We start from the raw sequence: 21,423 nt of genomic DNA on the forward strand, positions 1-21,423 counted from the left end.
CTGGGTGCGCGGCTCAGCCGCGGGCGCCCGCCTGGGGGTGGTCCTGGGTGTGGTCCGCTTGCTGCGCCGGGCCGTGGGCGATGCTGTCGTGGCCTTCGGCAGGCTCCTGGTAGCCGCCGCCGAGCGCCTTCATCAGGCCCATCTGCAGATCCAGCCGGCGCGCCTGCAGGTCGGTCGCCAGGCGGCGCTGCTGCAGCACGTTGCTTTCGGCATTGAGTACGGTCAGCTGCGTGCCCAGCCCGGCCTTGTAGCGCGTGGTGGCCAGCGCGTAGGCGTGCTCGGCCAGCTCCAGCGCTTCGCGCTGGGTCTGGATCTGCTTGTCGACGCTGCGGATGCTGGTCATGGTGTCGGCGGTCTCGCGCAGCGCATCGACCAGCGCCTGGTTGTAGTTGGCCACGGCAATGTCGTAGCCGGCGTACTTGCCCTTCAGGTTGGCGCGCAGCTTGCCGCCTTCGAAGATCGGCAGCCGGACGGTCGGGCCGATGCCGAAGGTGCGGCTGATGCCCATCAGCAGCTTGGACGGGTCCAGCGCGGCCAGGCCGGCGAACGCGCTCAGGCTGACGTCGGGCAGGAATTCCTTCTTGGCGACGTTGATGTCCTTCGACGCCGCCTCGACGCGCCAGCGCGCCGCCACCAGGTCCGGCCGGCGGCCCAGCAGGCCGATGGTCAGGTTGTCGGGCAGCGTCGGCGTGGCCTGCGCCAGCAGCACCGGGCGCTGGATCTGCAGGCCGCGGTCCGGGCCCTTGCCGAGCAGCGCCGCCAGCTGGTTGCGCGCCAGCGCGATTTCTTCGTCGACGCGCTGCAAGTCGGTCTGCGAGGCCGCCACCGTGCCGCGCGCCTGGGTGGTTTCCACCTGCGTGTCCAGGCCGGCGGCCAGGCGCTGGCGCGACAGTTCGGTCAGGTCGCGGCGCTGGGCGATGGCGCGCTCGGCGACGTCGCGCTGCGCGTACAGCGCGGCCAGACGTGCGTAGTTGCGCGAGATCGACGTCGCCAGGATCAGGCGCGCGGCCTGGCTTTCGGCTTCGGCGGCACGGTCGTCGGACAGCGCCGCTTCGAGCGCGTCGCGGTTCTTGCCCCAGAAGTCGAAGTCATAGGACAGGCCCACCTGCAGGCGCGACTGGTTCTGCCACGAGCCCGCCAGCGGCGTGCCCTCGAACAGGTCGTTGTTGGAAAAGCGCTGGCGCAGCAGGCTGCCTTCGAACTCCAGGTGCGGATACAGCGCGCTGCGGGTGGCCTCGGCCATGGCGCGCGAGGCCTCGACGCGGGCAAAGGCGGCCTGCAGGTTGGGGCTGTCGTGGATCGCCTCGTCGACCAGCGCGTTCAGCTGCGGGTCCTGGAACTGGCTGACCCAGTCCTGCGACGGCCACTGGCCGTGTTCGCCGGGCAGGGTTTGCGCAGTCGCCATCTTGGCCGGATCGGCCATGGTCTGGGTGCTGTGCGAGTTGCCGAGCGCGGCGCAGCCGGCCAGCACCGCGGCCGAGATTGCGGTCAGCGCCAGCGTGCCGGCACGGCGCGCCAGTTGGCGGGAACCGGCAGGCCGGGTAAAGCGGAAGGAAAGAGCTGGTTTCATGGTGTTGCTCCGTGCTGGAGCCATACGGTTTCTACGGGTGCTGACGGCGTCCGGCCGGGCTGGCCAGCGCGGACGTTCGGGCGTGCCGGAAGTCCGGCGCGCAGCGGCTACCCGCTGTTGTCGATGACTCGCCGCAGCATGCCGCGCAGCAACTGGATCTCGTCCTCGGAAAAGCCGCGGAAGTGGTGGGCGAGGACCTTGCAGAAGATGGCGGGCAGTTGTTGCACCAGTTCCTGGCCCTGCGGCGTCACCGACAGATCGACCACGCGGCGGTCGGCATCGCGGCGGCGGCGCTCGATCAGGCCGCGTTTCTCCATGCGGCTGAGCAGCCGCGTGACCGAGCCCATGTCGGTGTTCAGCTCGCGGCCGAGATCGGTGACGGTGGAGGCGCGGCCGGTCGCCAGCATCATCAGGCAGCTGGCCTGCGCCTGGGTGATGTCCAGGCTGCTGACTTCCTGCTCGACGCCATGCGCCAGCATGTTCTTGGCCCGTTGCATCAGGTAGCCGACGCTGTCGCACATCTGGTACTCGGCGGGATCGAACGAACCGGCCGTGGCGGGCGGGGTGGAGGCGGGTGGTTGTGACATCTTTGCCGTTGCAATGTTTGCTGAGGCAAATATATGTTCACGTTTAACGATCCGCAAGAACGGAAATTGGTTATTGCGTAATTCGCAAATATTTTCCCGATGTCTGCGGCGGTCCCGGTCAACGCGTCTTGCGCCGCAACATGCTAGAATGTCGGGTTACCTCAGATTCTCCAAGCGAGACGCAGCAATGACCCGCGCCATCCGAAATATCGCCATCATCGCCCACGTCGATCATGGCAAGACCACCCTGGTCGACCAGCTCCTGCGCCAGGCAGGCACCTTCCGCGACAACCAGCAAGTCGCCGAACGGGTGATGGACTCGAACGACCTGGAAAAGGAACGCGGGATCACGATTCTCGCGAAGAACTGTGCCGTCGAATACAACGGCACCCATATCAACATCGTCGACACCCCGGGCCACGCCGACTTCGGCGGTGAAGTGGAGCGCGTGCTGTCGATGGTCGACGGCGTGCTGCTGCTGGTCGACGCGGTCGAAGGTCCGATGCCGCAGACCCGCTTCGTCACGCGCAAGGCGCTGGCGCTGGGCCTGAAGCCGATCGTGGTGATCAACAAGATCGACCGCCCGGGCGCGCGCCCGGACTGGGTCATCAACCAGACCTTCGACCTGTTCGACAAGCTGGGCGCCACCGACGAGCAGCTCGACTTCCCGGTGATCTACGCCTCGGGCCTGAACGGCTACGCCGGCCTGACCGAAGACGTGCGCGACGGCGACATGAAGCCGCTGTTCGAGACCGTGCTCGACAAGGTGCCGGTGCGTGACGACGACCGCGACGGCCCGCTGCAGCTGCAGATCATCTCGCTGGACTACTCCAGCTACGTCGGCAAGATCGGCGTGGGCCGCATCTCGCGCGGCCGCGCCCGGCCGCTGCAGGACGTGGTGGTCAAGTTCGGCCCCGAAGGCAACCCGATCAAGGGCCGCATCAACCAGGTGCTGAAGTTCCAGGGCCTGGAGCGCGAGATCGTGCAGGAAGCCGAAGCCGGCGACATCGTGCTGATCAACGGCATCGAAGAACTGGGCATCGGCTGCACCGTGTGCGCGCCCGAGGCCCAGGACGCGCTGCCGATGCTGAAGGTGGACGAGCCGACGCTGACCATGAACTTCTGCGTCAACACCTCGCCGCTGGCCGGCCGCGAAGGCAAGTTCGTCACCAGCCGCCAGCTGCGCGAGCGCCTGGACCGCGAGCTGAAGTCGAACGTGGCGCTGCGCGTGGCCGATACCGGCGACGACACCATCTTCGAAGTGTCGGGCCGCGGCGAACTGCACCTGACCATCCTGCTGGAAAACATGCGCCGCGAAGGCTACGAGCTGGCCGTGTCGCGCCCGCGCGTGGTGTTCAAGGAGATCGACGGCGTCAAGTGCGAGCCGTATGAGCTGCTGACCGTGGATGTCGAAGACAGCCACCAGGGCGGCGTGATGGAAGAGCTGGGCCGCCGCAAGGGCGAACTGCTCGACATGGCGTCGGACGGCAAGGGCCGCACCCGCCTCGAGTACCGCATCCCGGCCCGCGGCCTGATCGGCTTCCAGGGCGAGTTCCTGACGCTGACGCGCGGCACCGGCCTGATCAGCCATATCTTCGACGACTACGCGCCGGTGCGCGAAGGCGGCCTGGGCGAGCGCCACAACGGCGTGCTGATCTCGCAGGACGACGGCGACGCCGTGGCCTACGCACTGTGGAAGCTGCAGGACCGCGGCCGCATGTTCGTCAAGCCGGGCGATGCGCTGTATGAAGGCATGATCATCGGCATCCACAGCCGCGACAACGACCTGGTCGTGAACCCGATCAAGGGCAAGCAGCTGACCAACGTGCGCGCCTCGGGTACCGACGAAGCGGTGCGCCTGGTGCCGCCGATCCAGATGTCGCTGGAATACGCGGTGGAATTCATTGCCGACGACGAGCTGGTCGAGCTCACGCCCAAGAGCATCCGCCTGCGCAAGCGCCACCTGAAGGAGCACGAGCGCAAGCGTGCCGCCCGCGAAGGCGCATAAGCCCCGGCGCTGACGCTGCCCACAAAAAACCGCGCCTGCCAGGCGCGGTTTTTTATTGCGTGCCCGGCAGCGTCGCCGGCACGGCGGCACGCGGGCTGCGCCATTCCGGCGGCTTCCACAGATAGCGCAGGTCGCGGTCGCGCCAGGCATCGGCGAACATGTCGCGCCATTCGTGGAAGGTCAGCGTCAGCGGGTCATGGGAGCGCACCTGGCGCGTAATGCCGTACACCGGCGCCTCGCGCTCGGGGACGAAGGTGCCGAACAGGCGGTCCCAGACCGTCAGCACGCCGGCATAGTTGCGGTCGATGTATTGCGGGTTCTTCGCATGGTGGACGCGATGGACCGAAGGCGTGTTCAGCAGCCGCTCGACCCGCGGCCAGCGCTGCCCCAGCCGCGTATGGACGAAGAACTGGAACGCCAGGTTGAGACCCACGGCAAGGATGACCCAGTCTGGCGTGAAACCGATATACGCCAGCGGAATCCAGAACAGCCACATGCCCGACAGCGGGTACGTCAGGCTCTGCCGGAACGCGGTCGAGAAATTCATGCCTTCCGACGAATGATGCGTCACGTGCGAGGCCCACAGCCAGCGCACGCGATGGCTGGCGCGATGGAACCAGTAGTAGAGGAAGTCCTGCAGCAACAGCAGCAGTGCGAATGACCACAGCGTCTGCGGCATCGCCTGCAGGCCGTGCTGGTAGCACCACGTATAGACGGTGCGGACCATCAGCCAGAGGAAGAACGCGTCCGAGGCCTGGTGCATCAGCGCCAGCGCGGCATTGGAAAGCGTGTCGCGCAGGCTGTAGACGGCAGGGTCGCGCCGCGCCCAGTACCACGCTTCGGCGCCGATGGTCAGCACGAAGACCGGCGCGAAGGCCAGCAGCACGAGTCCGGGATCGAACGATGCGGTATCCATCCCGCCAGTGTGCCCGTGTGCCGCCAAATTGCCACGAGGGTTTCCTCCAAACGGCGGCGTGCGCGCCGGATCCATCACTTGCTGGCGATGCCGTACTGCCATGCAATTCTGTCACGCGTGTGAAGGCGATCAATACCGGTAAAGGATGCGGCGCGCGCGCCGTAGTTGGACAGGGCAGCGGCGCGGCGCGCCGCCTTTATTCCAGTTCTCTCTTTCCTCGCGGAGCCTCACCCATGTTCAAGAACACGACTATCGGCGCCAGATTGTGGTTTCTCACGATCGTCACAAACTTGCTGTTGCTGATTGTCGGTGCCGTCGGCTGGCTTGGCATGTCGCGCAGCAATGAGGCGACGCACCAGATCTATGAGCAGCAGCTGTCGGCAGCGGTCAACCTGGCCGAGGCGCGTTCGAACCAGTTGCTGGTGCGTGTGTTGCTGGACCAGGCCACCTTTGCCGCCGATCCGGCCGACGCCAAGGCGCGCGCCGCGACCGCCGAAGGCTTTGCGCGCGATTCGGAGAAGGCCTGGAAGGCCTATCTCGCGCTGCCGCGTTCGGCCGAGGAAGCGAAGGTGGTCGAAGACGTCACCGCCAAGCGCGATGCATTGTTCAAGCAGGGGGTAGCGCCCATGATCGCCGCGCTGCATGCCGGCGATCGCGACGGCGTGATGAAGGCCGTGCTGGAAACCATCCCGCAGCTCGATATCGCTTTCACCAGCGTCAACACCGAGCTGAACAAGCTGCAGGTGGCCAGCGCGAAGCAGGTCTACGAGGCGTCGCAGCAGCGCTACCGCAAGCTGTTCACGCTGTCCGTGTGCGTGCTGGCAGTGGGGCTGGTGTTCAGCACGGTGGTGGCATGGCGCCTGCGCCGTTCGATCGTGCAGCCGCTGGATACGGCGATCGCGCGCTTCGAAAAGATTGCCGGCGGCGACCTCAGCGTTGCCGCGTCCAGTGGGGAAACGATGGCCGACGAAGCGGCGCGCAGCGAGACCGCGCGCATGCTGGGCATGCTGGGCCGGATGCAGGCCAGCCTGGTGGCGATGGTGGGTGACGTGCGCGGCGGCGCCGACTCGATCGCCGCGGCCAGCAAGCAGATTGCCAGCGGCAATGCCGACCTGTCACAGCGCACCGAGCAGCAGGCGGCCTCGCTGGAGGAGACGGCATCGAGCATGGAGGAACTGACCAGCACCGTACGCCAGAATGCCGACAGCGCCCGCGAGGCCCGCGCGCTGGCCACGGATGCCGCGACCCTGGCCGGGCGCGGCAGCGATGCCGTGCTGCGCGTGGTCAATACCATGCAGTCGATCGACGCCAGCTCGGGCAAGATCGTCGACATCATCGACGTGATCGAGAAGATCGCGTTCCAGACCAATATCCTGGCGCTGAATGCCGCGGTGGAAGCCGCGCGCGCCGGCGAGCATGGCCGCGGCTTTGCCGTGGTGGCGGGCGACGTGCGCGACCTGGCGCAGCGCTGCGCCGGCGCCTCCAAGGAAATCCGCGCGCTGATCGGCGCCTCGGTGGCCAACGTGCGCGAAGGCTCGGGACTGGTCGACGAGGCGGGGCGCGCGATGCAGGACATCGTCGATGCGGTGCAGCGCGTCAGCGCCATCATCGGCGACATCAGCGCTGCGTCCGACGAGCAGTCTCACGGCATCGAGCAGGTCAACGTGGCGGTGTCGCAGATGGACAGCATGACGCAGCAGAACGCGGCGCTGGTGGAGCAGGCCGCCGCCGCCGCGGCATCGCTGGAAGAGCAGGCGCAGCGGCTCACTTCACTGGTGGCGACGTTCCGGCTGGCCTGAACGGGCAGGGCGCATGCATGGTCGCATGCGCCGCACGCTGCCCATGCGCGTGCGCTGGCCAGGGTGACTGGCGTAAAATTGCCAGTTGCATTGGAGGAGTACGACATGACTGAATTCGTCACGACCGAAGTCCGCGGCGGCATCGGATACCTGACGCTGAACCGCCCGCAGGCGCTCAACGCCCTGTCGCTCGACATGATCCGCGCCATCACGCAGGCGCTGCAGGACTGGGCCGCGGCCCCTGAAGTGGCAGCCGTGGTGGTGGCCGGCGCCGGCGGCAAGGCGTTCTGCGCCGGCGGCGATATCCGCTATTTCCACCAGGCCGCGCATGCCGGCGATCCGCTGCTCGACCAGTTCTTCGTCGAGGAATACGCGCTCAATTTCCTGATCCACCGCTACGCCAAGCCTTATATCGCGCTGATGGACGGCGTAGTGATGGGTGGCGGCATGGGCATCTCGCAGGGCGCACGCCTGCGGCTGGTCACCGATCGCACGAAGATGGCCATGCCCGAAACCAATATCGGACTGTTTCCGGATGTCGGCGGCGGCTGGTTCCTCGCGCGCACGCCCGGGCGCATCGGCGAATACCTGGGCCTGACCGGCACCGTGATCCACGCCGCCGATGCCTTGTACGCCGGCCTGGCCGACGCTTACCTGCCCGGCAACCGCCTCGCGGAACTGGTCGATTCCCTGCGCGCGCAGCAGTTTGCCAGCGGCGATGCGGTGCTGGCGCATATCGAGACCTTCACCGCCGCGCATCGCGCTGATTGCGTGCCCGCGCACAGCACGCTGGCCGCGCTGTCGGAGCAGATCGACCAGCTCTTCGCCAGCAACACCGCGCCGGATATCCTTGCCGCCGTCAGCGATGCGCCCGGCGACTGGGCCGCGCAGACGGCCGCCATGCTGCGCAGCCGTTCGCCGCTGATGCTGTGCGTGACGCTGGAGCAGATCCGCCGCGCGCGCAGCATGTCGCTGGAAGACGAACTGCGCATGGAGCTGGACATGATGTACTACGTGTTCCGCAAGGGCGACGGCGTCGAAGGCATCCGCGCGCTGGCGATCGACAAGGACCACAAGCCGCGCTGGCAGTACGCGCGGCTCGACGAAGTCAGCCGCGAGAGGGCGCTGTCGTTCTTCGACAGCCCGTGGCGCCAGCAGGAACACCCGCTGGCGGCACTCGGCAAGCTCGCCTGACTTCGCCGCACGGAACACGCCGGCGCCGACTCGGGTAGAGTGATGGCAGGGTCCGGCGCTCGCCGCGCGGCGATGCCGTGCGCGGGCGCCACCCGTGCCATTCCGTCCACACCGTCAAAGGAGCCGCAATGAGTGATCCTCGTGATGTCGTTGTTCTGGTGGGAAGCCTGCGCAAGGAGTCATACAACCGCAAGCTGGCCAAGGCGCTGATCGCGCTGGCGCCACCGCAGCTCAAGCTGGAAATCGTCGAGATCGGCAATCTGGAGCTGTACAACCAGGACCTCGACGACAAGCCGACCCAGGCCTGGACTGCGTTCCGCGACCGCATCCGCCGCGCCGACGCCGTGCTGTTCGTGACCCCGGAATACAACCGCTCGGTGCCGGCGCCGCTGAAGAACGCCATCGACGTGGGCTCGCGTCCGTATGGCAGCAGCGTCTGGGACGGCAAGCCCGGCGCCATCATCAGTGCATCGCCGGGCGCCATCGGCGGCTTCGGTGCCAACCATCACCTGCGCCAGTCGCTGGTGTTCCTGAATATTCCCATCCTGCAGCAGCCCGAGGCGTATATCAGCGGGGTCGACAAGCTGTTTGACGAGCAGGGCGGCATTGCCAACGAGTCGACCAAGGGCTTCCTTGGCAAGTTCTTGACCACGTTCGGCGCCTGGATCGAGCGGAACGCGCCGCGCTGAGCGGGGCGCTGCCGGGCGCAGCAGACCTTGGCGGGGTAGCCTATACTCACGTCTTCGCGCGGGCCGGCCACTCGCTGTGCGCGTGGCCGCTGCCGCCGTCGGGTGCCGTGGCCTGCATATGTCACGGCCCTGCACCCGACCTTGCGACGCTGCCGCGCCGGACCGCCTCCAATCGCTGTATTTCCATGAACGTAAATCCCCGCCGCATTTCGGTTGCGCCGATGATGGACTGGACTGACCGTCATTGCCGCATGTTCCATCGCCAGCTCAGCCGCCACACCTGGCTGTATACCGAGATGGTGACCACCGGCGCGCTGCTGCATGGCGACGTGCCGCGCCACCTCGACTTCGATGCAGCCGAGCATCCGGTCGCGCTGCAGCTGGGCGGCAGCGAGCCGGCGGACCTCGCCATGGCGGCGAAGCTGGGCCAGCAATGGGGCTACGCGGAGATCAACCTGAACTGCGGCTGCCCGTCCGAGCGGGTGCAGCGCGGCGCCTTCGGCGCCTGCCTGATGGCGGAGCCGCAGCTGGTGGCGGACTGCGTAAAGGCGATGCGCGATGCGGTGGAGATTCCGGTGACCGTGAAGCATCGCATCGGCATCGACAAGATCGAGCACTACGATTTCGTCCGGGATTTTGTCGGCAAGGTAGCGCAGGCGGGTTGCGGCACGTTTATCGTGCACGCGCGCAATGCGATCCTGAAGGGACTGAGCCCGAAGGAAAACCGCGAGATTCCGCCGCTGCGCTATGAGGTCGCATACCAGCTCAAGCGCGAATTTCCGGAGCTGGAAATCCTGATCAATGGCGGCATCGTCAGCCATGATGAAATCGCGGCCCACCTGGAGCACGTCGATGGCGTCATGATCGGACGCGAGGCGTATCACCAGCCGTACATCCTTGCGGAAATGGACGCGCGCTTCTATGGCGATACCAGCGCGCCGGTGCCGTCGCGGCTCGATGTCGAGCTGGCGATGCAGCGTTATATCGGCGACTTCGTTGAGCAGGGCGGATACATGGGCGCCGTGACACGGCACATGCTCGGCCTGCATCGTGGCATCGCCGGCGGACGTGGCTGGCGCCGCGTGCTGTCCGATGCAAAGCGCATGCATGCGGTGCGCACGCGTGCTGGCGTGGATGCGTTGTTCGAAGAGGCGCGCACACATCTGCGTCCGCACGCACAAGAGCCGCTGGCAGCTTGAGCGCGCACGGCCTCGGGCCATGCCGAGGCTGCGCTCTAACTTCGAATCGTGAAAATATGCATGGCGGCGCGCGGGTTCCGCGCGCCGCACTTGACATCCCGGATCGCCCGGAAACCGGCGTCCGGAAAGGGATTCCCCTAATTCGCTGAGGCAGGGCACTTTCTTACACTGTGCCTGCCCTCGAATACAGGGCTTTCTTCAACTGATTATTAGCCCGCTCCGGCGGGCTTTTTTTTCGTCGGCGATCTCGCGCTTGCGGCATCGCTCTTCGTTTACCCGAATGGTGCATTGCCCGGATGGCAGTTACAGTGCAACGGCCTTCAGGGCATTTGAGATCGCTAAAGTTAAGAGTCCGCGCTGCGGACTCTTTTTTTGCGCGCTCGCCTGGCACCACCTCGACGATCGTGGTTTGACCATCCTTCCGGTCAGGCGTTCCATCAGTCACGCAAAAGGGTTCTGCTGGATCCGCATCGCGGCGGCTAACGCGTATGGCTGATGCCGATGTCCAGCGTGCCGTAAGTCGTGATGCTCGATTCCCTGCCGTCAGCACCGCCCGCAGCGCATCCGCCGAGCAAGGCCGCAAGTACCCCCGCGGCGAGAATCCTCGTCCTCCATCTACACTTGTTCTGCATGGCCTGTTCCCTGTGTTCGATCCCCGTCGATTGGGCTCGCGCGTGGCCAGGAGGTTCCATCGCCGGATGGTGCGGCGTGGAAACATCGTCTGCCTAGGGGAAGAAAAAGAGGCAGGCGGCCCATGGGGCGGGCCGCCTGACGGGAAGGTCGAGGGGGGTCAATGTCCCTCGGACTCGAGTATCGCTTCGGGCATGTGCCGCATGAACCCTGCAGAGGTAGGGGCTGTGCGCAGCATATTTGACTGGCGGCGTGATCGGAAGTCATCCAGTGCCCGTGATACGATTTCCGCACGCTCCCCAGGCGAGTTCAGGCACGGCATGCGGACCGTGCCGGCAGGGGAGGCAGCATGGACAAAGACAACGTGGAAAAAGAAGCGCCGTTCGGCGTCGTCTATGAAGACTTCAGGGTGATCTGGGTGGCGGAGCAACTCCAGGGTGGCAAATGGACCGCGCGCTACTGCTGGCACCCCGGCACCTCGGAAGCCGCCGGCAAGGCCTTGCAGGAAGCCGTGCTGAACGGCAAGTCGCGCCGGTTGCTGGGCCAGTTCGACACCGAAGCCGAGACCATCGCGGCGATCAAGCAAGCGGTGCTGCTCGAGGCCAAGTGGAGTCCGTCCCGGTCCTGAACGATGCGCCCCAAAATTTTTTGTGCGGGATACTAGCCATCTCGAAAATCTGTTTGTATAATCTTGTTCTTCGTCGATCAGCGCTTCGCTGATGACCTCTACGGTGGCTGTAGCTCAGTTGGTAGAGTCCAGGATTGTGATTCCTGTCGTCGTGGGTTCGAGTCCCATCAGCCACCCCAGATTTTCCTGCAAACGGCGCCTGACTTAGGCGCCGTTTTGCTTTCCGGGCTCTGCTGACAGCTCATCGAGCCTGATCCTTCGGTGCGGGTCGTTGTCGAGGCAGTTCCGCGCATCGCTGCGGCGTAACGCTTTGATACAGCGGCCGGGGCCCCCGGTTGCTATGCTGGCCGCATTTTCTTTCCCATTTTCCCCCTATGCTCCGGACGCTCGCTGCCGCTGTCTCCCTGCTGCTGTGTTTGATGGCGCCATCGTTGGCGCAGGCCGATGATCGCGATTATCCCGGTGGCTATCGCCATGGCGGCGGCGAGTACAAGGAGAAGTTCCGTAGCGGCGGCTGCGAGGTGGAGCGCGAGCAAAAGCGCGATGGCGAATACAAGGAAGAGCGCAAGTGCAAGGGTGGACCGCGCGGCTACGAGCAGAAGCAGAAATACCGCGAAGGCCCTTGCCTGATCGAGCGCGAGTGGAAGCGCGACGGGGAATTCGAAGAGAAGATCGAGTGCAAGCGCCGGTGAGCCCTTCGCAGTGCCAGGAGCCGCTGCAGGCTAATGGCGCGAAAATCGAGATGGCGCCTGGCCGGCGCACAAGGTAAAATCCGCAACCGGCGACGGCAAATCCCGCACGAACGCTGTGAAAATTCCAGCGCCGGTGCGACAAGATGCGAAGCCGGAAGCGTTGATTTCAATGGGGTCAATGGCAATGGGCGCCGGGATGGCAATTCCGGTCGTCGTGGGCTCGAGTCCCATCCAGCCAACCCAAGCATTCTTCAGAACGGTGCCTCTCAAGGGCGCCGTTTTGCATTCCCCGGGGGTGGTATGTTTGTTCGAACGGCACTGATTGGCGCAGCGATGGCCACCATGGTGGCAGGGTGTGCCACGGGCACTTCCGAGAAGGATGTCCGCGCTCGCCCGCCGATGCGCCTGTTTACGCCGGCCAAGATGGCCGATGTCGCGAAATGCCTGCGCAACAATCTTGGCGACGAGGCTACGCTGGTCCAGCTGCCGGCGAAAAACCAGGCCGAGATCCGCATCGGCCAGAGCGCGGCAAGCGGTGAATATCAGTACGCCTACCTGATCTCGCTGACGGCACAGCCCGACGGCACGGCGCTGGAATTGCGCAAGACCGATACCTGGTTTCCCCAGCTGACGCCGACGGAACTGGAAGCCGAAGCCAAGGCGTGCGCGCGTAGCTGAGCGGGGCAGAGGGCCCGGCGACGCGAACGTCTGCGAAGATCGGTCAGGCGGCCAGCTTGTCGGTGGTTTCGAGTTCCAGCATGCGGCAGATCGCGGCCATGCTGCCGACCATGGTACGGCGCTGCGTACCCTGGTAGACGCGTACGCCCTTGCTCTGGCGAAACGGCACGGGCTTGACCGGACGGCGGGCGGCGACGTGGTGGATTTGCGGCATGGTGGCACCTCTTTTTAGGCAAAGCGGGGTCAACACCCGGCAAGCCGGGCGACATCAGCAAAGCAATGGAAGCGGGTGGGCCCGCGCAGGACGAGTGCCTGCGGTGGTGCCCGGCTAGAAGCCGGAAGAGCGGATCAGCCCGACGGCGATGCCTTCCAGCGAGAACTCTTCACCGGGCTCGACGATGATGTTGGTGAAGTCCGGGTTCTCGGCGATCAGTTCGATATGTCCGCCGCGCCGCTGCAGGCGCTTGACGGTGACGTCGTCGCCCAGCCGCGCCACCACGATTTTGCCGTTGGCGGCCTCGCTGGCGCGGCGCACGGCGAGCAGGTCGCCGTCGAGGATGCCGGCGTCGCGCATGCTCAGGCCGCGCACGCGCAGCAGATAATCCGGACGCTCATCGAAGACCGAGGCATCGACCTGGTACTGGCGGTCGATATGCTCGGCGGCCAGGATCGGGCTGCCGGCCGCGACGCGGCCTACCAGCGGCAGCGTCAGCTGCATTACCCCGGCCATCGGCAACGAGAACTGGTCCGGCAGCTCCGAATCGCTGCGCGATACCTTCAGGCGGATGCCGCGCGACGCGCCTGGCGTCAGTTCGATCACGCCTTTGCGCGCCAGCGCCCGCAGATGTTCTTCCGCGGCATTGGGCGAGGAGAACCCGAACTCCGCTGCGATCTCGGCGCGGGTGGGCGGAAAGCCGGTGCGGCGGATCGTGTTGCGGATCAGATCGAAAATCTGCTGCTGCCGGGGTGTCAGGGTCGCCATGGGATCGCCGTTCCGTGCAGGGCCGCTGGTTCGGGTGACGGCGCTCCGGGCCGTCATCCAGTATCCGGCGGGCCGGGCACTGTATGTTTAAACAGTATGCTGTGATTTTATACAGTATCGGCGTGAGCGCAAGCAGAATTTTGAGGCGTGTCGCATGGACGCCCGCCCAAGCGTCCGAACCAGGCTGCGGCAAGGGCGCGAGCGCCCGCTACAATCGCGATTCCCTCTACAGAACGAATCCTTGCGCGCTCCCATGACCCAATTGCCTCGCATCGTCGTATTGGCCACCGGTGGCACCATCGCCGGCGCGGCCGGCAGCGCCGCCAGCAGTGCTCGCTACCAGGCGGCGACCGTGCCGGTGTCGTCATTGCTGGCTGCCGTGCCGCCGTTGCAGTCGGTGGCCCGCATCGAGGCCGAGCAGGTGGCGCAGGTCGACAGCAAGGACATGACCTTCGCGCTCTGGCAAACGCTCGCGGCGCGGGTCGGGCACTGGTCGGCGCAGCCAGACGTTGCCGGGATCGTGATCACGCACGGCACCGATACGCTGGAAGAAACCGCGATGGCGCTGCACCTGACCCAAGCGTGCCCGGTGCCCGTGGTGCTGACCGCGGCGATGCGTCCGTCGACATCGCTGTCGGCGGACGGGCCGCTGAACCTGCTGGATGCGGTGCGCGTCGCTGCCCATCCGGAAGCGCGCGGCAAGGGCGTGCTGGCCGTGCTGAACCAGCAGATCCACGCGGCACGGGACGTGGCCAAGGCGCATACGTCGGCGGTCGACGCCTTTGTCTCGCCCGGCGGGCCGCTGGGTTTCGTCCAGGACGACTACGTGCGCCTTGCCCGCGCACCGCGCGCGACCGGCGCCATCGGCCCGATGCCGGCGGCCTGGCCGGTGGTGGAAATCGTGGCGAGTTATGCCCAGCCGGGTCGGGTGGCGGTGGATGCGCTGGTGCAGGCTGGCGTCGCCGGGTTGGTGGTGGCCGCGGCCGGCAATGGGTCGGTCCATGAGGTGCTGGCAGCGGCGCTTGCAGACGCCGCGGCGGCCGGGGTGGCGGTGGTGCGCAGCTCGCGTACCGGTGCGGGCCATGTGGCGATCCCGCCGCAACTGAGTCCGGCCGATGGTGTGTTCGTGTCGGCCGCGGATCTCAACCCCTATAAGGCGCGCGTGTTGCTGGCGCTGGCGCTGGCGCAAGACGCGGGGCTGGCGCGCGACCCGGCGCGGCTGCAAGCAGTATTTGCCAGCGCCTGATTTGCCCGTGTAATCAGTGGCTTGCGTTGTTGCCGCGCGGCGGGCTATAATTTAAGGCTATTCAACCTTGCCACACCGGACTCGTGACGCCCGGGTGGCTAATCCCAAAAGGAGCGTCAATGCGTCATTACGAAATCGTCTTCATCGTCCACCCGGACCAGAGCGAACAAGTGCCGGCCATGATCGAGCGCTACAAGCAGCTCGTGACCTCGCAGAACGGCAACGTTCACCGCGTGGAAGACTGGGGCCGTCGCCAGATGGCTTACATGATCCAGAAGCTGGCCAAGGCTCACTACGTTTGCCTCAACATCGAATGCGGCAAGGAAACCCTGGCTGAACTGGAACACGCGTTCAAGTTCAACGACGCCGTCCTGCGCCACCTGATCGTGCAGACCAAGAAGGCCGAGACCGCACCTTCGCCGATGATGAAGGAAGTGCAGCGCGAAGAAGCCCGCAAGGCCGCGCAAACGACCACCGAAGGCCAGGCCGCCTGAGTGCGGACTGCGGTGTGTGCCGCGGCTGACAGCGTCGGCCGGGGCACGGGCAGAAACAGCAAGGATTGCAACCAGCAAGAGGCCCCGCGTTGAACCAGCTTCGGCTTGCCGCCACCCTGGCGGAACGCGATGCCCTGCGCTATACCCCGGCCGGGGTCCCCGTCGTGAACTGCATCCTGCAGTACAGCGGCGAGGCCGTCGAGGCGCAGACGCCGCGGCAGGTCGAGTTTGCAATCGCTGCGATGGGGATCGGCCAGGTTGGCCAGCGTCTGGAGCGGCTGCCGCTCGGCACGCTGCTCGACTGCGAAGGATTCCTGGCCCGCAAGCACCGCAACAGCAAGGCTCTCGTCTTTCACATCACTGGATGTAAAGCATTCGAAAAGGATTGAATCATGGCATTCGTCAAACGTGACAACAAGAACAAGAAGCGCTTCCAGCAACAGAACCCGCTGTTCAAGCGCAAGCGCTTCTGCCGCTTCACCGTGGCTGGCGTCGAACAGATCGACTACAAGGATCTGGACACCCTGAAGGACTTCATCGGCGACAACGGCAAGATCACGCCCGCCCGCCTGACCGGTACCAAGGCTCACTATCAGCGTCAGCTCGATACGGCCATCAAGCGCGCGCGTTTCCTCGCGCTGATGCCGTACACCGACCTGCACAAGAACTGATCAGGCCCTAGGTCCGTAAGGAGAGAACACGATGCAAATCATTCTGCTGGAAAAAGTCGTCAACCTGGGCAACCTGGGTGACATCGTCAAGGTGAAGGACGGTTACGCCCGTAACTTCCTGATCCCGGGCAAGAAGGCCCGCCGCGCCACGCAATCCGCGATCGCCGAATTCGAAGTCAAGCGCGCCGAGCTGGAAAAGGCCGCTGCCGAGAAGCTGGCTGCCGCCCAGGCCGAAGGCGAGAAGCTGAACGGCCTGACCGTCCAGATCACCCAGAAGTCGGGTGTGGACGGCCGCCTGTTCGGTTCGGTGACCAACGCCGACATCGCTGAAGCCCTGGCTGCCCAAGGCTACAAGCTGGAAAAGGCGCAGGTTCGCCTGCCGAACGGTCCGCTGAAGACGGTTGGCGACCACCCGGTCAGCGTTGCGCTGCACACGGACGTCGTGGTCGACGTGACCGTGTCGGTGGTGGGCGAGAGCGTCTAAGGACGCGCCGCCCGGCCGGCGCTCCGCGCCAGCCGAAGCCGCCGCAAAGCATTGCAAAAAAGGCAGGAGCCCCGGCTCCTGCCTTTTTTGTTGCCCGCCTGCCTTTGACGGTGCTGTCACGGCGCTGTCGCCAAATGTCCGGCGAAGTGTGTCCGCCCGCCGTTATAATCCCTCCCCATGAACGCGCCCGTCGCCGACCCCCAACTCGATAACCTCAAGGTCCCGCCGCACTCCATCGAAGCCGAGCAATCGGTGCTCGGTGGCCTGCTGCTGGACAATGCCGCCTGGGACCGCATCGCGGACTTCCTGTCCGAGGCGGATTTCTACCGTTTCGACCACCGGATGATCTTCCAGAGCATCGCCCGGTTGATCTCGGCCACCAAGCCGGCCGACGTGATCACGGTCTACGAGATGCTGCAGGTGGCCGGCAAGGCCGAAGAGGTGGGCGGGCTGGCGTACCTGAACTCGCTGGCGCAGAACACCCCCAGCGCGGCCAATATCCGCCGCTACGCGGAAATCGTGCGCGAGCGCTCGGTGCTGCGCAAGCTGGTGACGGTGGCCGACGATATCGCCTCGGCCGCCTTCGCGCCCAAGGGCCGCGAGGTGCGCGAGCTGCTCGACGAGGCCGAGTCCAAGGTCTTTGCGATTGCCGAAGAGGGCTCGCGCGGGCAGAAGGGCTTCCAGGAAATCCAGCCGCTGCTGACCCAGGTGGTGGAGCGCATCGACGAGCTGTATCACCGCGATTCGACCACCGACGTCACCGGCGTGCCGACCGGTTTCATCGACCTGGACAAGATGACCAGCGGCATGCAGCCGGGCGACCTGATCATTGTTGCCGGCCGCCCGTCGATGGGCAAGACCGCGTTTTCGCTGAACATCGGCGAACACGTGGCGGTGGAGCAGGGCCTGCCGGTCGCCGTGTTCTCGATGGAAATGGCGGGCACGCAGCTGGCCATGCGTATGCTGGGCTCGGTCGGCCGCCTCGACCAGCACCGGCTGCGTACCGGGCGCCTGCTCGATGAGGACTGGCCGCGGCTGACGCATGCGATCCAGCGCATGAACGACACCCAGCTGTTTATCGATGAAACCCCGGCGCTGAACCCGATGGAACTGCGCGCGCGCTCGCGGCGCCTGGCGCGCCAGTGCGGCCAGCTGGGCCTGATCATCATCGACTACCTGCAGCTGATGTCGGGCTCCGGCGGCGGCGAGAACCGCGCCACGGAGATTTCAGAAATCTCCCGTTCCCTGAAGGGCCTGGCGAAGGAACTGAATTGCCCGGTGATCGCGCTGTCGCAGCTGAACCGAAGCCTGGAGCAGCGCCCCAACAAGCGCCCGGTGATGTCCGACCTGCGCGAATCCGGCGCCATCGAACAGGATGCCGACGTGATCCTGTTCATCTACCGCGACGAAGTCTATAACGCCGACTCGCAGGACAAGGGCACCGCCGAGATCATCATCGGCAAGCAGCGTAACGGCCCGATCGGCACGGTGCGCCTGACCTTCCTCGGCCAGTTCACGAAGTTCGACAACTTCAGCGGTGGCCCGGCCTTCTTCGACAACGACACCTGACGAAGTCAAGCGGGTTGGCCATCCGCTGTGCCTTCCCGTCTCGTTTGTGCCAAATGCGCGGGCAATGTCCCGGTAACCCTGTAAAATATTGCGCTTTGATGACAGCCGCCATCCGCGGCCGTCATCCAGTGCGTCCGCTTAATCCCGCAACACCATCCGCAGCGACACCACGCTGCCACAAGGAACATTCCATGTTCGGCCGATTCATGCCCACCGAGGGCAAGTTCTTCGAATATTTCAACCAGCACGCCGACTGCGCGGTGACCGCCGCGCATGAACTGCAGGCCCTGGTCAACGACCTGCCCAACGCCGAGGCGCATGCCCGGCGCGTCCAGGCCACTGAAAAGAAGGCCGACCGCATTACGCACGACACCATCGACCTGCTGCACAAGACCTTCATCACGCCGCTGGACCGCGACGAGATCCACAAGCTCATCACGACCATGGACGACATCCTGGACCTGATGGAAGACGTGGCCGAGACCATCTCGCTGTATGACGTGACCAACCTGACCGACGAGGCACTGCGCCTGGCCGCGATCTGCGTGCAGTGCTGCGACCAGGTCAAGATCGCCGTCGGCCTGCTCGAGGACATGGGCAACGCCAGCACCATCCTGAAGACCGCGCAGCAGATCGACCAGCTGGAATCCGAGGCCGACCGCGTGATGCGCTCGGCGATGTCCAAGCTGTTCCGGGACGAGACCGACGTCAAGCGCCTGATCAAGCTGAAGGCGATCTACGAGCAGCTCGAGACGATCACCGACAAGTGCGAGGACGTCGCCAACATCATCGAAGGCATCGTCCTGGAAAACGCCTGAGGCGGCAATCGGCATGCAGACCATACAAATGAGCCTGTGGGTGATCGCCTTGCTGGTGGCGCTGGCACTGCTGTTCGACTTCATGAACGGCTTCCACGACGCGGCCAACTCGATCGCGACGGTGGTGTCCACGGGCGTGCTCAAGCCGCACCACGCGGTGGCGATGGCAGCGATGTGCAACGTCGTCGCGATCTTCGTGTTCCACCTGAAGGTGGCGGCCACGGTCGGCACCGGGACCATCCAGGGCGGGGTCGTGGACCACTATGTCATCTTCGGTGCGCTGGTCGGGGCGATCGCGTGGAACGTCATCACCTGGTACTACGGCATTCCGTCGTCGTCGTCGCATGCGCTGATCGGCGGGCTAGTGGGCGCCGCGGTGGCCAAGGCCGGCACCGGCGCGCTGGTGGCCAGCGGGCTGCTGAAGACGGTGGCGTTCATCCTGGTGTCGCCGTTCCTCGGCTTCCTGCTGGGATCGCTGATGATGGTGATCGTCGGCTGGACCTTCTTCCGCACGCCGCCATCGCGCGTCGACCGCTGGTTCCGGCGGCTGCAGCTGGTATCGGCTTCGTTGTACAGCCTCGGTCATGGCGGCAATGACGCGCAGAAGACCATCGGCATCATCTGGATGCTGCTGATCGCCAGCGGCCATGTGCTGGCCGGCGACCCGCCGCCGACCTGGGTGATCGTCAGCTGCTACGTGGCGATCGGCATGGGCACGCTGTTCGGCGGCTGGCGCATCGTGCGCACCATGGGTCAGAAGATCACCAAGCTCAAGCCCGTGGGCGGCTTCTGCGCGGAGACCGGCGGTGCGCTGACGCTGTTCTTCGCCTCGGCGCTGGGCGTGCCGGTGTCGACCACGCACACGATCACCGGCGCCATCGTCGGGGTCGGCTCGTCGCAGAAGATGTCGGCGGTGCGCTGGGGCGTGGCCGGCAATATCGTCTGGGCCTGGGTGCTGACGATTCCGGCCTCGGCCTTCATGGCGGCGATCGCATGGTGGATCGGGCGCCATATCCTGTAACGCGGGTCGAGCCCGTATAGAAAAAAGCCAGGCATCTGCCTGGCTTTTTTGCTGCTGAATTTCGCTTGCAGCCAGTTTGCTCCCCTCTCCCGCTTGCGGGAGAGGGGCAGGGGGTGAGGGCAGGCACTGGCATACCACCAGCCTATACTTCGTTGGCGAGCCCGGCCCTCACCCCAACCCTTATATGAACACCGCCCCGGTTGCAAGGTTTTGGAACCAGCTTGACGTCGCAGGATGGGGCTGCTGCCTTATATCCGGCCTGGAGCGAGTACTTGTTCTCGCGGGCCACAATGGAAGCTGCTGAGAACCGTCCTCAATCTCTCGCCACGGGCTTGTAAGCCGCTTGGGTTGGGGCAGGTTTGGGTTCCCACGGTCCTACCTGTTTCGTCATTGCTGTTTCTTGCCTGTGCAGCCGTGAAGGTTAATCAAGCGCTGGTTAAGGGAAGGTGATGCCCCCCGGCTCAGGCCGGGCGCAAGCTCACATGTCCGGGATCGTATTGGCGCCCATGGGCCATTAATGCCCAGGCTGTCCGGGCGATCTTGTTGGCCAGCGCCACGACCACCACGTTCTTGGGGCGCCGCTGCAGCATGGACAGTGCCCAGGCCGGCGGATGTTTGGTGCGCGTGAGCATCGTGCGTCCGGCGTTGACCAACTGTCGTCGCACGTAAGCGTCGCCGCGCTTGCTGATGTGACCGAGCCGTACGTTGCCGCCCGTGCCGGTCTGCGCGGGAACCAGTCCCAGGCTTGCAGCGAAGGCTCTGCCTGAGCGGAAGGCCTGGGCACAGCCCATGGTCGCGACCAAGGCGGTGGCGGTAATGGGGCCGACGCCGGGAATCTTCTCCACGATCTGCGCGGCCGGATCAGACCTCAGCCATTCCTGGAGGTCACGCTCAACCAGTTGGATCTGTTCGTCGAGTTCGCGCAGCGCACAGACCTGCCGCTCCAGCGCGCGCATCAACAAGGGCGGTACGACCTGAGCGACCTCAGCCCAGCGCTGGCGCAGCTCGGCCCGGAAGGCCAGCCGCCCCGTGCGGAAGTGCAGGCCATATTCGCCCAGCAGCCCGCGCATCTGGTTGCTCTGCCGGGTGCGCGTCTTGACCAGCCCGTCCCGTATACGATGCAACGAGAGCACAGCCTGCTGCGCTTCGGTCTTGACCGACACGACCGGCATGTCGGGTTGCCGGGCTGCAGTCCAGATGGCTCGGGCGTCCGCCGCGTCGTTCTTGTTCGTACGCACGAAGGCGCGTACGTAACCCGGGTTGAGCAACACCACTTCGTGGCCAAGGCTCTGGATCTTGCGCGCCCACCAGTGGGCACCGCCACAGGCCTCCAGTGCGATCTGCCCAGGCTGGCAATTGGACAGGAATTCGATGAGCGCGGTGCGGCTGAATCGCCGGTTCTGGGGCTTCCCCGTAATGGGGTCTATCCAGTACATCTGGAACACTGTCTTTGCAATGTCCAGCCCATATGTCATAGCATTCATTTGGGCTCTCCTCGACCTTGAGTGTTGGATCGAACTTTCACTCTGGCACATCGATGCCGTCGGT

Annotated in this window: 22 protein-coding genes and 1 tRNA gene; 17 read left to right on the forward strand and 6 right to left on the reverse strand. The window is 65.4% G+C overall.

Going from position 1 to position 21,423, the window contains the following annotated elements; all coding sequences use genetic code 11:
* Positions 1–13: 13 nt before the first annotated feature.
* Positions 14–1,570: an AdeC/AdeK/OprM family multidrug efflux complex outer membrane factor gene (locus LIN44_RS08145; RefSeq protein ID WP_227314261.1), complete on the reverse strand. Its 1,557-nt coding sequence runs from the start codon at positions 1,568–1,570 to the stop codon at positions 14–16.
* Between the two features lie 107 nt (positions 1,571–1,677).
* On the reverse strand, positions 1,678–2,157 hold the full coding sequence (locus LIN44_RS08150) for a MarR family winged helix-turn-helix transcriptional regulator (protein ID WP_227314262.1): 480 nt from the start codon (positions 2,155–2,157) through the stop codon (positions 1,678–1,680).
* Between the two features lie 187 nt (positions 2,158–2,344).
* Between LIN44_RS08150 and typA the strand changes: the two genes are divergently transcribed.
* Positions 2,345–4,165 (forward strand): translational GTPase TypA, encoded by a 1,821-nt coding sequence (gene typA, locus LIN44_RS08155; RefSeq protein ID WP_227314263.1) that lies wholly within the window; start codon positions 2,345–2,347, stop codon positions 4,163–4,165.
* Positions 4,166–4,217: 52 nt separating this feature from the next.
* On the opposite strand, the gene LIN44_RS08160 is transcribed toward typA, so the two are convergent.
* A complete protein-coding gene (locus LIN44_RS08160; protein ID WP_227314264.1) occupies positions 4,218–5,081 on the reverse strand; it encodes a sterol desaturase family protein in 864 nt (287 codons plus the stop codon).
* 233 nt (positions 5,082–5,314) lie between these two features.
* On the opposite strand from LIN44_RS08160, the gene LIN44_RS08165 reads away from it, so the two are divergent.
* The 8 genes from LIN44_RS08165 (at position 5,315) to LIN44_RS08200 (ending at position 12,590) form a co-directional block, all read left to right on the forward strand.
* Positions 5,315–6,880 (forward strand): methyl-accepting chemotaxis protein, encoded by a 1,566-nt coding sequence (locus LIN44_RS08165; protein ID WP_227314265.1) that lies wholly within the window; start codon positions 5,315–5,317, stop codon positions 6,878–6,880.
* Positions 6,881–6,985: 105 nt separating this feature from the next.
* Entirely contained in the window at positions 6,986–8,074 is a 1,089-nt protein-coding gene (locus LIN44_RS08170; RefSeq protein WP_227314266.1) for an enoyl-CoA hydratase/isomerase family protein, read from the forward strand.
* A 128-nt stretch (positions 8,075–8,202) separates the two neighbouring features.
* Entirely contained in the window at positions 8,203–8,763 is a 561-nt protein-coding gene (locus tag LIN44_RS08175; protein ID WP_227314267.1) for an NADPH-dependent FMN reductase, read from the forward strand.
* A 185-nt stretch (positions 8,764–8,948) separates the two neighbouring features.
* Positions 8,949–9,962, forward strand: coding sequence for a tRNA dihydrouridine(20/20a) synthase DusA (gene dusA / locus LIN44_RS08180; protein ID WP_227314268.1), 1,014 nt, complete (start codon positions 8,949–8,951; stop codon positions 9,960–9,962).
* A gap of 979 nt (positions 9,963–10,941) precedes the next feature.
* Positions 10,942–11,220: a hypothetical protein gene (locus tag LIN44_RS08185; RefSeq protein ID WP_227314269.1), complete on the forward strand. Its 279-nt coding sequence runs from the start codon at positions 10,942–10,944 to the stop codon at positions 11,218–11,220.
* 103 nt (positions 11,221–11,323) lie between these two features.
* Positions 11,324–11,399, forward strand: a tRNA-His gene (locus tag LIN44_RS08190).
* A 240-nt stretch (positions 11,400–11,639) separates the two neighbouring features.
* Positions 11,640–11,912, forward strand: a complete 273-nt coding sequence (locus LIN44_RS08195) for a hypothetical protein (protein ID WP_227314270.1) — start codon at positions 11,640–11,642, stop codon at positions 11,910–11,912.
* A 333-nt stretch (positions 11,913–12,245) separates the two neighbouring features.
* On the forward strand, positions 12,246–12,590 hold the full coding sequence (locus tag LIN44_RS08200; protein WP_227314271.1) for a hypothetical protein: 345 nt from the start codon (positions 12,246–12,248) through the stop codon (positions 12,588–12,590).
* A 43-nt stretch (positions 12,591–12,633) separates the two neighbouring features.
* On the opposite strand, the gene LIN44_RS08205 is transcribed toward LIN44_RS08200, so the two are convergent.
* Positions 12,634–12,804, reverse strand: a complete 171-nt coding sequence (locus LIN44_RS08205) for a hypothetical protein (protein ID WP_227314272.1) — start codon at positions 12,802–12,804, stop codon at positions 12,634–12,636.
* Positions 12,805–12,918: 114 nt separating this feature from the next.
* Positions 12,919–13,572, reverse strand: coding sequence for a transcriptional repressor LexA (lexA, locus tag LIN44_RS08210; RefSeq protein WP_115703541.1), 654 nt, complete (start codon positions 13,570–13,572; stop codon positions 12,919–12,921).
* A gap of 253 nt (positions 13,573–13,825) precedes the next feature.
* Between lexA and LIN44_RS08215 the strand changes: the two genes are divergently transcribed.
* The 8 genes from LIN44_RS08215 (at position 13,826) to LIN44_RS08250 (ending at position 19,875) form a co-directional block, all read left to right on the forward strand.
* Positions 13,826–14,818, forward strand: coding sequence for an asparaginase (locus tag LIN44_RS08215; protein WP_227314273.1), 993 nt, complete (start codon positions 13,826–13,828; stop codon positions 14,816–14,818).
* Between the two features lie 119 nt (positions 14,819–14,937).
* Positions 14,938–15,312: a 30S ribosomal protein S6 gene (rpsF, locus tag LIN44_RS08220; protein WP_010809513.1), complete on the forward strand. Its 375-nt coding sequence runs from the start codon at positions 14,938–14,940 to the stop codon at positions 15,310–15,312.
* A gap of 89 nt (positions 15,313–15,401) precedes the next feature.
* Complete coding sequence (gene priB / locus LIN44_RS08225) at positions 15,402–15,701, forward strand: primosomal replication protein N (protein WP_012353082.1); 300 nt, start codon at positions 15,402–15,404, stop codon at positions 15,699–15,701.
* Between the two features lie 3 nt (positions 15,702–15,704).
* Positions 15,705–15,983, forward strand: coding sequence for a 30S ribosomal protein S18 (gene rpsR / locus LIN44_RS08230; protein ID WP_006163606.1), 279 nt, complete (start codon positions 15,705–15,707; stop codon positions 15,981–15,983).
* A gap of 31 nt (positions 15,984–16,014) precedes the next feature.
* Complete coding sequence (gene rplI, locus LIN44_RS08235) at positions 16,015–16,467, forward strand: 50S ribosomal protein L9 (RefSeq protein WP_227314274.1); 453 nt, start codon at positions 16,015–16,017, stop codon at positions 16,465–16,467.
* A gap of 177 nt (positions 16,468–16,644) precedes the next feature.
* On the forward strand, positions 16,645–18,036 hold the full coding sequence (locus tag LIN44_RS08240; RefSeq protein WP_018007703.1) for a replicative DNA helicase: 1,392 nt from the start codon (positions 16,645–16,647) through the stop codon (positions 18,034–18,036).
* A 191-nt stretch (positions 18,037–18,227) separates the two neighbouring features.
* Complete coding sequence (locus tag LIN44_RS08245; protein WP_010809517.1) at positions 18,228–18,854, forward strand: DUF47 domain-containing protein; 627 nt, start codon at positions 18,228–18,230, stop codon at positions 18,852–18,854.
* Positions 18,855–18,867: 13 nt separating this feature from the next.
* On the forward strand, positions 18,868–19,875 hold the full coding sequence (locus tag LIN44_RS08250) for an inorganic phosphate transporter (RefSeq protein WP_012353079.1): 1,008 nt from the start codon (positions 18,868–18,870) through the stop codon (positions 19,873–19,875).
* 461 nt (positions 19,876–20,336) lie between these two features.
* Here LIN44_RS08250 and LIN44_RS08255 read toward each other — a convergent pair whose 3' ends face one another.
* On the reverse strand, positions 20,337–21,359 hold the full coding sequence (locus LIN44_RS08255; protein ID WP_227312327.1) for an IS110 family transposase: 1,023 nt from the start codon (positions 21,357–21,359) through the stop codon (positions 20,337–20,339).
* Positions 21,360–21,423: the final 64 nt, after the last annotated feature.

The organism is Cupriavidus sp. MP-37 (assembly GCF_020618415.1).
Taxonomy (GTDB): Bacteria; Pseudomonadota; Gammaproteobacteria; order Burkholderiales; family Burkholderiaceae; genus Cupriavidus.

Excerpts from the sequence above, each read along its gene's own strand:
- LIN44_RS08145 (WP_227314261.1), bottom strand. The coding sequence starts at position 1,570 with ATGAAACCAGCTCTTTCCTTCCGCTTTACCCGGCCTGCCGGTTCCCGC.
- LIN44_RS08150 (WP_227314262.1), bottom strand. The coding sequence starts at position 2,157 with ATGTCACAACCACCCGCCTCCACCCCGCCCGCCACGGCCGGTTCGTTC.
- typA (WP_227314263.1), top strand. The coding sequence starts at position 2,345 with ATGACCCGCGCCATCCGAAATATCGCCATCATCGCCCACGTCGATCAT.
- LIN44_RS08160 (WP_227314264.1), bottom strand. The coding sequence starts at position 5,081 with ATGGATACCGCATCGTTCGATCCCGGACTCGTGCTGCTGGCCTTCGCG.
- LIN44_RS08165 (WP_227314265.1), top strand. The coding sequence starts at position 5,315 with ATGTTCAAGAACACGACTATCGGCGCCAGATTGTGGTTTCTCACGATC.
- LIN44_RS08170 (WP_227314266.1), top strand. The coding sequence starts at position 6,986 with ATGACTGAATTCGTCACGACCGAAGTCCGCGGCGGCATCGGATACCTG.
- LIN44_RS08175 (WP_227314267.1), top strand. The coding sequence starts at position 8,203 with ATGAGTGATCCTCGTGATGTCGTTGTTCTGGTGGGAAGCCTGCGCAAG.
- dusA (WP_227314268.1), top strand. The coding sequence starts at position 8,949 with ATGAACGTAAATCCCCGCCGCATTTCGGTTGCGCCGATGATGGACTGG.
- LIN44_RS08185 (WP_227314269.1), top strand. The coding sequence starts at position 10,942 with ATGGACAAAGACAACGTGGAAAAAGAAGCGCCGTTCGGCGTCGTCTAT.
- LIN44_RS08195 (WP_227314270.1), top strand. The coding sequence starts at position 11,640 with ATGGCGCCATCGTTGGCGCAGGCCGATGATCGCGATTATCCCGGTGGC.
- LIN44_RS08200 (WP_227314271.1), top strand. The coding sequence starts at position 12,246 with ATGGCCACCATGGTGGCAGGGTGTGCCACGGGCACTTCCGAGAAGGAT.
- LIN44_RS08205 (WP_227314272.1), bottom strand. The coding sequence starts at position 12,804 with ATGCCGCAAATCCACCACGTCGCCGCCCGCCGTCCGGTCAAGCCCGTG.
- lexA (WP_115703541.1), bottom strand. The coding sequence starts at position 13,572 with ATGGCGACCCTGACACCCCGGCAGCAGCAGATTTTCGATCTGATCCGC.
- LIN44_RS08215 (WP_227314273.1), top strand. The coding sequence starts at position 13,826 with ATGACCCAATTGCCTCGCATCGTCGTATTGGCCACCGGTGGCACCATC.
- rpsF (WP_010809513.1), top strand. The coding sequence starts at position 14,938 with ATGCGTCATTACGAAATCGTCTTCATCGTCCACCCGGACCAGAGCGAA.
- rpsR (WP_006163606.1), top strand. The coding sequence starts at position 15,705 with ATGGCATTCGTCAAACGTGACAACAAGAACAAGAAGCGCTTCCAGCAA.
- rplI (WP_227314274.1), top strand. The coding sequence starts at position 16,015 with ATGCAAATCATTCTGCTGGAAAAAGTCGTCAACCTGGGCAACCTGGGT.
- LIN44_RS08240 (WP_018007703.1), top strand. The coding sequence starts at position 16,645 with ATGAACGCGCCCGTCGCCGACCCCCAACTCGATAACCTCAAGGTCCCG.
- LIN44_RS08245 (WP_010809517.1), top strand. The coding sequence starts at position 18,228 with ATGTTCGGCCGATTCATGCCCACCGAGGGCAAGTTCTTCGAATATTTC.
- LIN44_RS08250 (WP_012353079.1), top strand. The coding sequence starts at position 18,868 with ATGCAGACCATACAAATGAGCCTGTGGGTGATCGCCTTGCTGGTGGCG.
- LIN44_RS08255 (WP_227312327.1), bottom strand. The coding sequence starts at position 21,359 with ATGAATGCTATGACATATGGGCTGGACATTGCAAAGACAGTGTTCCAG.